The organism is Thalassotalea coralli (genome assembly GCF_055786205.1).
Genome location: NZ_JBVVBK010000012.1, coordinates 40,902 through 54,731, shown reverse-complemented (window position 1 = coordinate 54,731; position 13,830 = coordinate 40,902). Strand labels below are relative to the sequence as shown.

The following is a 13,830-nucleotide window of genomic DNA, read 5'->3' as shown; positions in this document are numbered from 1 at the left end:
TATTTTTAAGGATATTCTAATGAAAAAAAGGGGCTATTCACTATTATGCGCAGCAATTTTTGCCACCACATTTCTTTCATTTATTACTAAGGCAAACCAAGCTCCTTCTATTAAAGGCGCCTTCGATGTTGGTGATACAAACCTATACATAGAGTGCTATGGACAGGGCTCACCAACAGTTGTGGTTCATTCAGGTTTTAATGGCTATGGCTCTTCTGGAGGTTGGCGCAAAGTCGTCGCTAAGGTTCAAGATAAAGTACGTATTTGTCTTTACGATCGTGCAAACCTAGGTAAAAGCGACAAATCTACCACTGCTTATCATTTTGGTGATGTCGCCAAGCAACTTAACGCCTTATTAGCCAAAGCAGAAGTAACGCCACCGTTTATTATGGTCGGTCACTCGTACGGCTCATACCCTGTCAGACTTTATCACCACTTATACCCTAAGCAAGTGCACGCCATCATGTTGGTTGATCCTAGTCAGTATGGTCAATGGCAGAATAAAATCGATAAATGGCAACCAGCGACTGAGACTTACTCTGAAAAATTCCAGCAAGAGATAAAAGAGGATCTCAGTTATTGGCTTGACCCTTTTAAAAACCCTGAAAATCTCGACCTTAAAGCTAATGAAAAGCTTGTCGCTAAAAGTAATGACTTTGATGACAAACCTTATGTGCTCATTTGGGCACAAGGGAGTAACAAAATGAGTGACGCACCTTCAAAATATTGGCAAGGTGCAGAACCGGTATGGTTTCGCATGAAAGCTATGTTTGATCAAGCAATTGCAGACATGGAGCAACTATCAACGAACACTAAAGTGGTTTACGCGAATACAGATAAACATAATGTTTACTATCACGACGTTGCAACCGTCAGTGACCAATTGCTTTTACTCGCCGATAACAGCAACGAATCAACGCCTACTAGAACTCATCAGGCAAAGTAAATTCGATTATTTCTTTGGTTACTGGGTGGCTAAATTTTAGGTACTTCGCCTGCAAGTGTAGGCGATTTGCAGCGTTTCCATACAAACTATCACCGACAATAGCCGTGTTTAAACCATCAGGGTGGGCACAGTGTACTCTAAGCTGATGAGTACGCCCTGTGATTGGGTTTAAAGAAAGCTTAGTTGTTGTCTTAGTGCGAGAAATGACTTGCCATTCGGTGATCGCAGGCTTTCCTTCGTTAAAGCACACCATTTGTCTTGGCCTGTCGAGAATATCGGTTTTCAGGGGTAACTCGATGCGCCCAGAGTTTTCATCAACCTGACCTTCAACAATAGCGATATAGCGCTTATCAATTTCTTTATCGATAAACTGATGCTGCAGCTTTTTGTGAGCGCGTGGCGTAAGCGCAAGAACTAATAATCCAGAGGTCGCCATATCTAATCGGTGCAGTATTAAATTTCCTTTGGCATCAGGAAAGCGCTCTCTCACTCTCGAATATACGGAGTCTTGGATATGTTTACCCGGAACTGACAACAATTCGGCAGGCTTGTTTACTACCAAAATATGTTCGTCTTGGTAAACAATCGCCATTTCGCCAAGTGGTTCAGGTGCTTTAAGTAACGGGTTTTGGTCTAACGCCATACCTTCTAACATATGGCCTAGAATTGGCTGACATTTGCCTTGGCATGCAGGGTAATACTGACCATGCTTGCGAATTTCTGATTTGGCCGCGGGCCCCCACCAAAATTCCGCCATACAGATGGGTTTTAAATGATTAGCAAAAGCATATTGCAGTAATTTAGGCGCGGCACACTCGCCTGCGCCAGCAGGCGGTTTACCAAATGCTTCTTGAGCAAAAATCTCACTTAACCCTTTTTCTTCGCCTGCTTGGTTAAGAAACTGATACTGATTAAATAGCAAGCTTTGAAGTTGGTTAGATAGCTTTTTTCGCGACTTTTTCAGCGCTTTAAGCTGATGTTCAAACGGTTGTAATTGCTGCTCTGCCGCTAAAATTCGCTGCTGCCAATAGTCTTTTAAGGCATTAAGCTTTTTCTTTTCAAACACACTCTCTCTTGAAAGCTGAATACTCACTTGTGTTGCTTTTGCAAACCCTTCTGGATCCTTGGTTTTTGCTTCTTCTGTGAGTATTGGCTCGATTTCAATGCGTTTTCGTTTTCGAGCTTCACGTTGTTTAACGTTTTGTTGTTGTTGGCGAGTTATTTGAAAGGCAGCAGCGCTTTTTTCGCTCAACACTAACTGTTGAAGATAGCTAAATAATGGTAGTTGCTCTAAAGCGACAATTTCACTATTAATACGGTTTACTTTTGCACTTTGCTCACCATAAAAACTATCGGCGTCAAACCCTGTAAAAATTGAAGGTACAAAAATATCTAAGTTTTGCTCGCCACCTAACTCGTCGGTAAAAGAACCTGAACAAGCAGCTAAATAACCAATTTCTTGTTGATTATTTTGTACCACTAATACGCCATACATTCGTCCTTTGCCTTGATGCGCTTTTAATTGCGATTGTAATGACTTTGCCGCCAGCTCAGCTAACTGATGAGGTTGGTAGAAAAACGGAAACGTAAACTTATCCGGCAGCTGGATGTCATGAATTGACTGAGTAAATGAATGAAACAAAATGCAGGTTCACTAACTAAAAAGATGTCGTTATTTTAGCGGTAATCTGCAGGAATAGCACCTTATCCCTGTCATAATTGTCGGAAATAAAACAGAGCTATTCTCTACTGAAACTCGCCAATAATCTAAAGTGTTGCTTTAACGTTTTGATAAATAGCTGTACCTTTAACGGTGTTTTGTTAGCGAACATATGCATGGCATGCACAGGCGTCATAGCAAGGTGTTTTATCCTTACCAGCTCCCCTCGTTCGAGATATTTTTGCACGGTAACATCAGGCAATCTCGCGACACCTTGCCCTTGAGTCACTAAATGAATGATATCCGTAACATTGTTACAACGAACTCTTGGCTTTACTTTAATATCAAGCCCCGTCTTGGTTGAGTATCTTACCGGTTGACCTTGCCACTCATGAGCAATGTGCTGCCAATGCTCAAGAGTTTGTAAATCTTCAGGTAAACCGCCATTTGCTGCTACATAGCCCTTGCTCGCATATAAGCTTTCAGACAGCATACCAAGCTTAGTCACTTTGGCGGTTTGCAAATCAAGTTTGCCAACCCTAATGGCTAAATCAACCTGACCATCTATTAGATCCATCGATTTATCATCGGCCAACAACCTTATATCTATATCTCTGTTCTCACTTAACGTTTGCGATACAGCTGGCAGCACTATTGTTTCCATTAAGGTGTGAGGTACTGTTATGGTTAACAATCCAGATGGTTTGGCGCCAAAGGATTTAATGTTTTCTAGCGCATTATCGTAAGATTCTCGCACCTCGCAGCAGTGCCGATAAAACTCAGCGCCAGCTTCTGTTAATGACAACGAACGCGTACTTCGGTAAAGCAAAGTTATGCCGAGATCTTTTTCAAGCCGAGTCACACCTTGGCTCACCGCCGATTTGGTTCGCATCAAGTTATCAGCAGCTGCAGTAAAACTTTTTGCTTCAACAACAGCAACAAAAAACTGCATATCTTCAAAACTTGGTTTCATTGGCCCTTTCCACTCTTGCTTTATCGCTAATTACACACGCCCAATTGTTAAATATTTTTAAACAGTATTATTAAACAATGAGGATTTATCTTAGGTCAACAGCTATTGCACAATATACAACGTCAAAAGCAACTAAGTCTTTTTTAAGGAACACACATGAGCCAACAACTTATCGACAAAACACATGAAGCAAGCAAAAAATGGCAATCGTTTTTCAATCAAGGGGATGCCGCAGGTTGTGCGTCAATGTATGAAGTGTCTGCGTTAATGCACGCTAAACCTTTTGGTGAGTTTAACAATCAAAATGATATTCAAGCCTTTTGGCAACAACTGGTTGATCAAGGCTTCACCGATGTACGTTACATCGAACCCCAAATAGAAGTTGTAGATGAAAATACGACACTATTATCTAGCAAGTGGACGATGAATAAAGCCCAAGGCATTATTACTCGTGAGATTTGGGTGTTACAAGACGATGGCGAAATGCGTTTAAGGGAAGATCATTTCGAAGCATTGGGCGAGTAACGCCAATAAAATCGGAAGCAAAAACTTAGCATCAAAAATTCTAGCAGTGAAAGTTAAAAATATGATTAATTACAACGAGCAATTTAATCTTCGCAAAAGACACCCTATCGCTAAATTTCATATGCTAACCAATGAGCTGCAAAGCAAGATTACGAGATTGCAGCTAACAAACGACCTAGACATTAGTTATGGTGACAACGCAGGAGAGAAGCTCGATATCTTTCCTGCCGCTTCAGATAACGCCCCAGTATTTGTATTTATCCATGGCGGATATTTTCGAGCGCTAGATAAAAAGCAATACAGTTACTTAGCTAAGCCATTAACTCATGCAGGCTATACTGTTGTTGTCACTAATTATGATCTAGCACCAAGCGTTTCAGTAAGCGACATTGTCACTCAAAACCTTAAAGCTTTTTTATGGGTTCATCAGAATATTCATAGATGGCACGGTGATTCAAATAACATCACCCTGTGTGGTCATTCGGTGGGCGCTTTCTTGGTGGCAAAGATCTTAGAGCATCCATGGGATTCGAAAACTAGACAAGCTATTAAAAAAGCATTATTGCTTAGCGGCTTATATGATTTAGCGCCGATGCAACAGTCTTATTTAAATACCGACCTTAAACTCACCGATCACGAAGTTGCGTCATTAAGCCCTATTCACAGTTCATGTACTAACTTTCCAAAGACCCTTATCGCTGTCGGTGATAACGAATCTGATGAGTATATCTCTCAATCTACACAGTATTTTAACAAGTTAAAATCGTACGGCGCTGATTGTGAGCTAATGCTGCTCAAAGGTAAAAACCATTACACGGTGTCACGACTACTATCGAGTACAGACACTATTTTAATGAAGAAAATATTCGAAATGTAGGCTGGCCAGCCGCCAAGATAGCGCACAAGTATTGCGATTTTTTCACTATCCACCAACAACCTTGCGTTAGATCAAAGTATCGTTAGGCAAACGAGTTATGATGAAGAAAAACAAGGAGATCATCATGACTGAACAACTTGTACAGACCTTAAAAGACAAGCAGATAGAATTAGCCAACCGAATCGCTGCCATCGAAGCCGATTTTCGCAAAGGCCGCTCTGCTGATTTTTCTGAACAAACAACAGAATGTGAAAATGATGAAGTGTTAGATGAAATTCATCACGAAGCGAAACATGAATTAACGCTTGTAAACCAAGCAATTAGTAGAATTTCTAAAGGGGAATATGGCTCGTGTCAAGAATGTGGCGAAGCTATCCACCCAGAACGACTAGCAGCTTTACCGTACACCACAAGCTGCATCAACTGCGCTAAATAATGAGGTTTTAACTATGACTATTGAAAAACACGACTTACATCATGAATTTCCTGAATTCAAAGAAGAAATTCATCACCTTAAGATGAACGACAATCACTTTGCCCGACTATTTAAAGAATACCATGAAGTGGATCACGAAGTGCATCGCATCGAACAAGGCGTAGAAAATACATCAGACGACTATTTAGAAGAGCAGAAAAAACAACGTTTGTTCTTAAAAGACCAATTATTCGACATGCTTAAAAAAGCACAAGCGGTAGCTTAAACATATTTACATAAATATCGACATCCCCCAGGACTCCTATCTTACACTTGCATAAGTAAGGTTTGGCTGGTCGAAAGACCAGCCTTTTTTTTAATTAAAATCAAAACGATATAGTTCATTTGTTCAAAACAACCTCGCACAAACATTTTTTACGAACTTTACTCTCACCCATAGTTGCAATTGAAAATCATTTTCATTAAGATCTCGGCGCTTTTTATTAGTGAGAAACGGAATGAAAATACTAAAATCAAAAAAAGGTGTTTTAGCCTTACTTATTGCACACAGCTTAAATGCGCAAGCGCTGGATAATTCAAACGAAAATAGTGAAGATATCGAGCATATTGTAGTGACTGGTAGTCGTATCGTCGAAAGCATTGATGAGGTTCCTGCAACGATCACAATTATTAATAGAGAAGCGATCGAAGCACAGTTAAAAATCTCTTCTGAATTGCAATCTTTACTGTCTGCATTAGTACCAGGGTTAGCACCAAATACTGGGTCCTCAAGCAACTCTACACAAACACTACGTGGACGGTCACCTCTAGTTATGATAGACGGGGTACCTCAATCTACCCCTCTTAGAAACGGCTCTCTTGGGATCAGAACCTTAGATCCAAATGTTATCCAACGCATCGAAGTTATAAAAGGTGCAACTTCTATTTATGGTAATGGTGCCGCCGGCGGTATCATTAACTATATAACTAAAAAGGCGAATGAGAACGATAAGGTGAATGGAAGTTTCAGCTTATCGACTCGCTTTAGTGCAGTAAAACTTGAGGACAGTGCAGGCCACCGCATCGAAGGTTCTATCGATGGGAATATTGACAAATTTACCTATGTGTTAAATGCCAGTTACGAAGAAAATGGTGTTCAACGAGATGCAGAAGGCGATGTACTCGGGCTAATCTATGGCCTATCCGATGCTAAGGTTCAAAATTATTTTTCCAAGTTTGGTTACCAATTTGATGAAGATAAGTCATTACAGCTAACCTATAACCATTATCGCTCTGAACAAGGCAGTGACTTAGTTGATGTTGCAGGCAGTGTAAATTCTGGCACAAAGTCTTACGCAATTAAGGCTACAGATGACATAGAGAAGCCAGGTATTCCGCAAGGCCCGCAAAATGATAACCTAATGATTAAGTATTCTGACGAGGCATTGCTAGAAAATACTCAGATGGTCATTGATGCCTACTCGCAAAGAATTGAAAATATCTTCTTTTTTTCACCTGTTCTGTCTAACCCTAGCGAGGGTTACGACGGCGGTCAATCCTTAATAAAGTCTGATAAAGATGGCTTTAGAGTCACATTCAATAGCCAATTTGAATGGGAAAATACTGATGCGACCTTGATTTATGGTATTGATATTCTTAATGATGTGACGTCACAACCATTAGTTGACGGACGTAAATGGGTGCCAGAAATGGATATGGAAAACCTAGCTGGTTTCTTACAGACCAAGTGGGTTTATAACGATGACATCATTATCAAAGCAGGTATCAGGCGTGAAGAAATTGATCTAGGCGTAAATGACTACAGCACACTAAAACTGTGTCGTACTCCGGATACTTGTTCCATCCCTGTAGATGTTAAAGGTGACACACTAAACTACCGCGCTACAACCTATAACTTTGGCGTTCGCTACAACCTAACCGAATCATTCCAACCATTTGCGAACTACTCGCAAGGTGCAGATATTTCCGATATTGGACGATTGCTTCGCACAGCAACGGTAACTGACATCAGCTTAATTCGTACAGAAGCCTCAATTATAGATAACTATGAGATCGGTTTTGTTTCCGATATTGATAATTTACACCTTGAATTCTCGGCTTACCGCAGCACTTCAGAATTGGGCACCACAAATAAGTATGACGAAGCTACTGGTGTTTACTTGCCCGTTAGAGCACCACAAGAAATATACGGCTATGAAGTTTTAGCACACTACATTTTTTCACGTGAACTAAATCTAACAGCAACCTATTCTTGGGTTGAAGGTAAAGATACAGAGAATGATGTTTATCTAGGAGCAAAACAAATTAGTGCGCCTAAGGGAACCATTAATATGAATTGGCGACCTATAGATAACGCATATTTATCAATGAGCTACCTATATGTTGGCGATAGAAAAAGATTCGATAAAGTTGATGGTCAATACGTTGGAGATAAAGGGCCAATAGATAGTTACCATGTAGTCAATATAAGTGGTAATTACGACTTTAATAAAGCTTGGTCTGGATTTATCGGCATCGAAAACTTGTTTAACCAAGACTACTACCCCGCAAAATCACAAGCCTACACCTACAGTGGATATAATGTAAAAGGCTTAGGTACTACGGTAAACCTTGGTATTAACTATCAATTTTAAATAGTTGATATATCGAACAGTTAGTGTATGGAAGCTGACTTTTGTTAGCTTCCTTCGAATGACTAAAAGGACATAGCTCGGTGTTAAAATTATGGCTTAGGCGCACGCATTTAGCGTTAGCTGTATTTGCAGGAATCCTTTTGCTTAATATAAGCATTTCAGGCGCACTATTGATTTATGCTAAAGAGATACAGGCATTCATCAGTCCAGAGTTTTGGACAGTACCACAACCTCAGAAGCCGTCAGCTCCAACTTTACCTTTATCGCAATTGATTCATAAAGTTGAGAAAGCTCAAAGTGGCAAAATTAAGTTTATTCAGCAAGAGGAACAACCCAATAAAGCATGGCTTGTATCACTCTCTAATGGTAACTATTTAAATATAAATCCTTACAACGGTGAAATCCTCCTAGAACACAGTTACTACGATACACTTTATGGCTTTATCATGTCATGGCACAGGTGGTTGCTATACAAATCATCCTCCAACACAAGACCCTTTAAGGTATGGGTATCCATTGCGAGCCTAGCTTTAATTATAGAAATTTTGATTGGTTGTGTTTTATGGTTACGACCGAAAAACAGGCTTAAGCGATTGAAAATCAAGTGGCACGCAAAACCCAAAATTTTTTACAATCAAATGCATAATACATTAGGTGTAGTCGCGTCGATTCCATTAGTACTCATTGCTTTTTCTGGTATGGCATTTCATTGGCAATCGGCTACCAAACAAATAGTTGAATGGTTAAGTTTGAGCAAGGTGGAGACTCCCGCATTTAGAGGAGACATAGCGGAGCAATACGACGGATTCAGATTAGACTATGCTTATCAACAAGGAAAAATGGCTCTTGAGGGTAGCAAAGTTTTCCGAATTTACTTACCGCTAAAACAAGATGAGCCGTTGAGATTGAGACTAAAAATGCCGGACGAAAGCCACGGATATAGTTGGAGCTGGATTAACCCAAATACCGGAGAAATACTCCAAACCTTTGATGCCTCGAGAGCGAGCCTTGCGACAAGAGTTTGGAACTTTAAATATAAGTTTCATATTGGTGAATTTATTGGTTGGCCAGTTAAGGTTCTTTGGTTTTTATTAAGCTTACTACCTTCTTTTTTAATTTTTTCAGGTACATATATGGTGATAAAACGTAAAAATATTAAAACCCTAGCATCATTCCCAAAACAAATATTAAAACCTAATAGGTAATTACTAACACCATCTTCTATTTAATTCCGAAGAGCATCCATTAATGGCTTATTTGATAAAGCTCTAGCGGTAATTCATCCGGGTCACTAAAAAAAGTAAACAACTTCCCTGTGTAAGGGTCGGTACGTATATCCTCGACAGCGATTCCTTTGTCTTCTAACTGCTGTTTGGCTTGTTGGATATCTTCCACACAAAATGCTAAGTGTCGCAGGCCTTGCGCTTCAGGATAGCTTGGACGGGCAGGTGCATTAGTAAAGTGAAACAATTCAATCTGCGTACCGTCTGGCAGAGCCATATCTAACTTGTAACTACCACGACCTTGCTGGTAATTTTCTGCAACAAGTCGCAAACCAAGCACCTCCAGATAGAAGTGCTTACTTTTCTGATAATCACTGCAAATAATCGCTGCGTGATGAATGCCTTTTAGCACAGCAAAATACCTTAAACTAATCTTTTAAGACGAAGAAGAGGCAGCTACACCTGCGGTGGCAGCAACAACAGCGGCATTGCCCTGCTGCGCTAGTTGATTAGCAATCGCTCCAGCTGCTTGTTGTCCTGCAATAATGCAGCTGCCATACCCCAACCCTTTCAAGTCATTTTCCCAAAGCTCTTTGCCAGTTTTAGCGTCTACTGCGAATAAATGGCCGTTGGCGTAGGCAAAAACTTTATCGCCTTCTAAATAAATATTCGTAAGATCTGCGCTTTTAAGCTTAGTGCGCCAACGTTCTTTACCCGTTTTGCTATTAATACACACTACATGCCCTTTCATACCAATATAAATATTGTCCATATTCGCGTCCTATTTAATTTACTTATCTTTAATTTGTTGCCATTGAGACATTTCTTGTTCGATGAAATGCTCAACCATCAGGCGATACAGCCCTTCAATCATATCTGGTGACAATTGATTTTCTTGTGCCCATTCTCTTCTTTGTTCCAACATAGAAGCAAAGCGCTCTGGTGCACGAACGTCAGTACCGCTCACTTTAAAAGCCGCCGCCGCATGCACATAACCAGCACGTTCACCGATCAATGAAATAATGTGCTTATCTAAGTAGTCTATCTCCGCACGAATTTCTTTCATGTTTTTACAATCTTTTGGCAATTTATCTAGCACTAGCATGCTCCTTTGGTTGTTACCTGAGTGAAATAGCCACCTGTTGGCGCTTGCCCAAACAGCGGCATAGCTGCCTGCATTTTGTCAGCTGGGTAATTAGCTAAACTCGCTTTATGGTCATCTTCACTTTGCCATTGCTCAGCAATGATAAATATTTCTTTTTGTTGTTGGTCTTGCCAAAGCTCACATGAAATGCAGCCAGGACTATTTTGAATATACTCGATAAGCTCGATAAAAAAGTCGCGTAATAACTCAGTTTTGCCTTCAGCTGCGTGAAAAGTATTGAATCGTTGGATCATGTATCACCTTCCTCTGTGTATTTTTTAGCATCGATTATGGAATGCCATTTTGTATTTGTAAATCGATGAGTGCGTTGGATACGCTAGCGAAATTGCTACGATTTCGTTTGGCTTAATGCCCTTATCACTACGATCAGCTACAATATAAGATAGTGAAGTAGTAAGAGTTACCCCTAATGGCAAAATCTTTATGTAAATGGAAAAAGAAAGACATTGAAAAAAGTCTTTCAGAACTAGCGCATATTGTTGATAGGCCTAGATTTATGTGTAAAGACTGTGCCAGATCTGCCCACTCCAAAGGCTTTCTCTGCAAGCCGGTTAAACTACCGTTAACACACAAAGATGAAGGGTAAAACAACGATATAAATGCAAACAGCAATAATTATCATTGATTATCTAGTTGATTTATAAAGATTTTATTTGTCTAACTGCGTAAAATTAGGCAAAATACACCTAATCGCTTTTTATGAGGAATTATCATGCTTAAACCAGATATGGTTTCAAAACTTAACGAACAAATTAACTTGGAGTTTTATTCTTCAAACTTGTACCTACAAATGAGTGCTTGGTGTGAAGAAAATGGTTTTGAAGGTGCTGCAGAATTTATGCGCAAGCATGCTATTGAAGAAATGGAGCACATGAACCGTTTATTTACTTACGTAAGCGAAACTGGCGCAATGCCAATTTTGGGCTCAATTGATGCGCCGCCTCATGAATTTGAATCATTAAGCTCTGTATTTGAAGAAACTTACAAGCACGAGTGCTTAGTTACAGAATGTATCAATCAATTAGCGCATACTGCTTTTACAACACAAGATTACTCAACTTTTAACTTCTTGCAGTGGTATGTTGCAGAACAACACGAAGAAGAAAAGTTGTTTAAAGGTATTATTGATAAGATTGAGCTAGTTGGTAACGATGGCAAAGCATTATTCTTTATCGATAAAGACTTAGCTGAGCTAGCTAAAAGTGGCTCACCTAGCATTATGACGTCGCCTGACGCATAACTTGCGCAGTCTATAAATCCGAATAGAAAAAGGCAAAGGAAGTTCCTCTGCCTTTTTTGTTTGTGGCTATTTATACCACTGCTACATCTCTTTATTGGCAATCACATAGCCAATGTTTCTAACAGCTTGAATATGAATACATGCATCCAATGGCGCAATTTTGTGACGAAGATTAGAAATATGCATGTTAATACTTTTACTGCATAATTTTACCTCGCGATAAAACACGTATTGCGCAATATGCTCTCGTTCAACAATATCAGGATGAGATTCAACCAGTAAGCTCAGCAAGTTATATTCTAAACCAGTTAGCGACAACTCTTTGTTGTGAATAAATACTTGGCGACCGCCTTGATTAATCATCATGTTGCCCAAGGACAAAATCGAGGGGCGTTCTTTGAATGAATGTTGTAGCATGCTCCAGCTCCCCTGTTTTATTCCTGTGTAGCTGTTGGATGCTCAACCACAGTTGTGCGATACCCGGTGGCAGAAAACGGGTCATTTTCCAATACTAAAAATAGATTGTGAGCATCTTCAGACAATACAAGCTCAAGCGTTGATAAAATGATGTCACTGCTGTTTTCTTTCGCGACGACATATATTTGATAGGTATTATTGTTTAAGACGAGATTGTCGTGTCCAGGAAATGGTACACTTCTTTTGTAAGTTGCCGTTTCGATAGTTTCATTAGAGCGAACAAAATACACAGTCACTAATGAAAACTCATCACTATCGATTAGATTAACGAGATCAATTTGATGATCGTAAATACTATCGCGTGTCGAGTTCTCCACCACCAGCGAATGGATATTTACTTCTAATGTATCAATAATGCCATCGCCATTTTCGTCAACATCGCCATCACCATCATCATCAACAGCTACTTCGTCAGCGTATAAAAACAAGGATTTACTCACATTCTCTGACAAAGATAATAAGTGGTTTTTCAATAACGATGTATCTTGACCGCTACTTTTAACATCTAAACTATAATCGCCGTTTTCCAAGACTATTGCATCACTAGACTGACCGAAGCCAAGTGATGAAAACTGCGGTTCTTGGTCTGTTCCATTAATAAAAACGTCAATGTCACCACTATAATCTGCAAGCAACTCGTGCTCAGCAATAGCGTTATATACAGATATTTGTGCTTGTGCATCTTGGTCGATATAGGCCAAAGTCGAAGAATTAGATAATCGATCTATAACGAATGGTGAAATTCCTGCGCCATCGTTTTCACGAATAACAAAAATATATTGGCTTGCATAAGCAAATTCCATTTCGCCCGATTCAAACAGTACCTCTTGGCTACCTGGCTCAGTTAAATAAACAATGTAGTTACCTTGGTCTTGCTTGATGTTTTCAGTAAGCACTTCACCGCTTGCAGTTAGTACTAACTGTGCTTCGTTGAAGCTTTCGTCAGATTGCGACATGTATAAATCGACACTATCAACGCTAGGATGCATATTCAGTACTCTAAAATTAAATAGTTCATAAGTACTGTCGTCATCGTCATCAACTACAGGGATCGGGAATTCTAGTACACGAGGAGCCTGCACATCGCCTGCCATAACGACAAATTGAATAACATCATCGGTAATTGTGATGTCTCCCTGATAGATCATTTCAAGCTCGCTTCGAGCACTACTGTCTTCGTCTTGCCAGGCAAGCTCTAAGGTATAGCTTTGTGAGTTAACTAGGGAGTTACTAGAAGAAAAACCATAATCCACTGGGTTATACGTAATCTCTACTTCATCAGCATCACTGGTTTCGATATCTTCATCAATAGTGACAAAAATAGCTGGCGAATTTTGCGAAGCGTTATAAAACTTTATAAATCCCGCTGAGCTATCATCACTACTACTTGAGCCACAAGCAGACACGAATAAGGCTGCCATGGAAATAGATAAACACTGGCCAAAAGACTTAGGAAGGTGTCGGTTAATAAATGTCATAAATACCCTTATTTTTTTAATTCAAGGTGAGTAGGTAGCTCCCTGCCACCCCGTTTATTTACGCCAGTAGATACGAAAACAACACAAATAGTTCGCACCTTTACACTATGTTTGCAATTCTTTACCTTTCTTTAGTTTGGTTTACGTTTCCATGCGCTTCGTTGTGGTTTCTTTAGCCAATTTGACAGGTATTTAAG

At 39.8% G+C, this 13,830-nt stretch carries 17 protein-coding genes; 9 read left to right on the top strand and 8 right to left on the bottom strand.

All coding sequences use genetic code 11. From position 1 onward, the window contains the following. Positions 1-19 precede the first annotated feature (19 nt). Positions 20-946, top strand: coding sequence for an alpha/beta fold hydrolase (locus ACOB80_RS20635; RefSeq protein ID WP_473167772.1), 927 nt, complete (start codon positions 20-22; stop codon positions 944-946). On the opposite strand, the gene ACOB80_RS20630 is transcribed toward ACOB80_RS20635, so the two are convergent. Beyond that, positions 924-2,588 (bottom strand): RluA family pseudouridine synthase, encoded by a 1,665-nt coding sequence (locus tag ACOB80_RS20630; RefSeq protein WP_473167771.1) that lies wholly within the window; start codon positions 2,586-2,588, stop codon positions 924-926. The genes ACOB80_RS20635 and ACOB80_RS20630 overlap by 23 nt on opposite strands. A 97-nt stretch (positions 2,589-2,685) precedes the next feature. After that, on the bottom strand, positions 2,686-3,579 hold the full coding sequence (locus tag ACOB80_RS20625) for a LysR family transcriptional regulator (protein WP_473167770.1): 894 nt from the start codon (positions 3,577-3,579) through the stop codon (positions 2,686-2,688). A 156-nt stretch (positions 3,580-3,735) separates the two neighbouring features. Here ACOB80_RS20625 and ACOB80_RS20620 point away from each other — a divergent pair, with 156 nt between their 5' ends. The 6 genes from ACOB80_RS20620 to ACOB80_RS20595 all read left to right on the top strand — a co-directional run bounded on the left by ACOB80_RS20620 (position 3,736) and on the right by ACOB80_RS20595 (position 9,255). After that, the gene (locus tag ACOB80_RS20620; protein WP_473167769.1) at positions 3,736-4,104 is read left to right on the top strand and encodes a Cif family virulence factor; all 369 of its coding nucleotides are present in this window, start codon (positions 3,736-3,738) and stop codon (positions 4,102-4,104) included. A 61-nt stretch (positions 4,105-4,165) separates the two neighbouring features. Then, entirely contained in the window at positions 4,166-4,981 is an 816-nt protein-coding gene (locus ACOB80_RS20615) for an alpha/beta hydrolase (RefSeq protein WP_473167768.1), read from the top strand. A 124-nt stretch (positions 4,982-5,105) separates the two neighbouring features. Then, complete coding sequence (locus ACOB80_RS20610) at positions 5,106-5,417, top strand: TraR/DksA family transcriptional regulator (protein ID WP_473167767.1); 312 nt, start codon at positions 5,106-5,108, stop codon at positions 5,415-5,417. Between the two features lie 13 nt (positions 5,418-5,430). Further along, positions 5,431-5,682 (top strand): HP1242/YdcH family protein, encoded by a 252-nt coding sequence (locus ACOB80_RS20605; RefSeq protein WP_473167766.1) that lies wholly within the window; start codon positions 5,431-5,433, stop codon positions 5,680-5,682. 232 nt (positions 5,683-5,914) lie between these two features. Beyond that, a complete protein-coding gene (locus ACOB80_RS20600; protein ID WP_473167765.1) occupies positions 5,915-8,050 on the top strand; it encodes a TonB-dependent receptor in 2,136 nt (711 codons plus the stop codon). An 80-nt stretch (positions 8,051-8,130) separates the two neighbouring features. Continuing rightward, positions 8,131-9,255 (top strand): PepSY-associated TM helix domain-containing protein, encoded by a 1,125-nt coding sequence (locus ACOB80_RS20595; protein WP_473167764.1) that lies wholly within the window; start codon positions 8,131-8,133, stop codon positions 9,253-9,255. Between the two features lie 40 nt (positions 9,256-9,295). Here the strand turns inward: ACOB80_RS20595 and gloA2 are convergent, their stop codons facing one another. The 4 genes from gloA2 to ACOB80_RS20575 are packed head-to-tail and all read right to left on the bottom strand — an operon-like array spanning position 9,296 to position 10,671. Next, positions 9,296-9,685, bottom strand: coding sequence for an SMU1112c/YaeR family gloxylase I-like metalloprotein (gloA2, locus tag ACOB80_RS20590; RefSeq protein WP_473167763.1), 390 nt, complete (start codon positions 9,683-9,685; stop codon positions 9,296-9,298). A gap of 24 nt (positions 9,686-9,709) precedes the next feature. Next, positions 9,710-10,045, bottom strand: coding sequence for an outer membrane protein assembly factor BamB family protein (locus ACOB80_RS20585; RefSeq protein ID WP_473167762.1), 336 nt, complete (start codon positions 10,043-10,045; stop codon positions 9,710-9,712). 18 nt (positions 10,046-10,063) lie between these two features. Beyond that, positions 10,064-10,372: a chorismate mutase gene (locus tag ACOB80_RS20580; protein ID WP_473167761.1), complete on the bottom strand. Its 309-nt coding sequence runs from the start codon at positions 10,370-10,372 to the stop codon at positions 10,064-10,066. Further along, positions 10,372-10,671 (bottom strand): putative quinol monooxygenase, encoded by a 300-nt coding sequence (locus ACOB80_RS20575; RefSeq protein WP_473167760.1) that lies wholly within the window; start codon positions 10,669-10,671, stop codon positions 10,372-10,374. The genes ACOB80_RS20580 and ACOB80_RS20575 overlap by 1 nt, the downstream gene beginning before the upstream one ends. 176 nt (positions 10,672-10,847) lie before the next feature. Here ACOB80_RS20575 and ACOB80_RS20570 point away from each other — a divergent pair, with 176 nt between their 5' ends. Both ACOB80_RS20570 and ftnA read left to right on the top strand, forming a co-directional pair. Next, complete coding sequence (locus ACOB80_RS20570; RefSeq protein ID WP_473167759.1) at positions 10,848-11,024, top strand: hypothetical protein; 177 nt, start codon at positions 10,848-10,850, stop codon at positions 11,022-11,024. 126 nt (positions 11,025-11,150) lie between these two features. Beyond that, positions 11,151-11,678 (top strand): non-heme ferritin, encoded by a 528-nt coding sequence (gene ftnA / locus ACOB80_RS20565; protein ID WP_473167758.1) that lies wholly within the window; start codon positions 11,151-11,153, stop codon positions 11,676-11,678. Between the two features lie 81 nt (positions 11,679-11,759). Here ftnA and ACOB80_RS20560 read toward each other — a convergent pair whose 3' ends face one another. Both ACOB80_RS20560 and ACOB80_RS20555 read right to left on the bottom strand, forming a co-directional pair. Next, entirely contained in the window at positions 11,760-12,095 is a 336-nt protein-coding gene (locus ACOB80_RS20560) for a winged helix-turn-helix domain-containing protein (RefSeq protein WP_473167757.1), read from the bottom strand. A gap of 17 nt (positions 12,096-12,112) precedes the next feature. Beyond that, positions 12,113-13,633, bottom strand: a complete 1,521-nt coding sequence (locus ACOB80_RS20555) for a hypothetical protein (protein ID WP_473167756.1) — start codon at positions 13,631-13,633, stop codon at positions 12,113-12,115. Positions 13,634-13,830 lie beyond the last annotated feature (197 nt).

Coding starts and splice junctions, on each gene's coding strand:
- ACOB80_RS20635 (WP_473167772.1), top strand. CDS start 20: ATGAAAAAAAGGGGCTATTCACTATTATGCGCAGCAATTTTTGCCACC.
- ACOB80_RS20625 (WP_473167770.1), bottom strand. CDS start 3,579: ATGAAACCAAGTTTTGAAGATATGCAGTTTTTTGTTGCTGTTGTTGAA.
- ACOB80_RS20620 (WP_473167769.1), top strand. CDS start 3,736: ATGAGCCAACAACTTATCGACAAAACACATGAAGCAAGCAAAAAATGG.
- ACOB80_RS20615 (WP_473167768.1), top strand. CDS start 4,166: ATGATTAATTACAACGAGCAATTTAATCTTCGCAAAAGACACCCTATC.
- ACOB80_RS20610 (WP_473167767.1), top strand. CDS start 5,106: ATGACTGAACAACTTGTACAGACCTTAAAAGACAAGCAGATAGAATTA.
- ACOB80_RS20605 (WP_473167766.1), top strand. CDS start 5,431: ATGACTATTGAAAAACACGACTTACATCATGAATTTCCTGAATTCAAA.
- ACOB80_RS20600 (WP_473167765.1), top strand. CDS start 5,915: ATGAAAATACTAAAATCAAAAAAAGGTGTTTTAGCCTTACTTATTGCA.
- ACOB80_RS20585 (WP_473167762.1), bottom strand. CDS start 10,045: ATGGACAATATTTATATTGGTATGAAAGGGCATGTAGTGTGTATTAAT.
- ACOB80_RS20575 (WP_473167760.1), bottom strand. CDS start 10,671: ATGATCCAACGATTCAATACTTTTCACGCAGCTGAAGGCAAAACTGAG.
- ACOB80_RS20570 (WP_473167759.1), top strand. CDS start 10,848: ATGGCAAAATCTTTATGTAAATGGAAAAAGAAAGACATTGAAAAAAGT.
- ftnA (WP_473167758.1), top strand. CDS start 11,151: ATGCTTAAACCAGATATGGTTTCAAAACTTAACGAACAAATTAACTTG.
- ACOB80_RS20560 (WP_473167757.1), bottom strand. CDS start 12,095: ATGCTACAACATTCATTCAAAGAACGCCCCTCGATTTTGTCCTTGGGC.
- ACOB80_RS20555 (WP_473167756.1), bottom strand. CDS start 13,633: ATGACATTTATTAACCGACACCTTCCTAAGTCTTTTGGCCAGTGTTTA.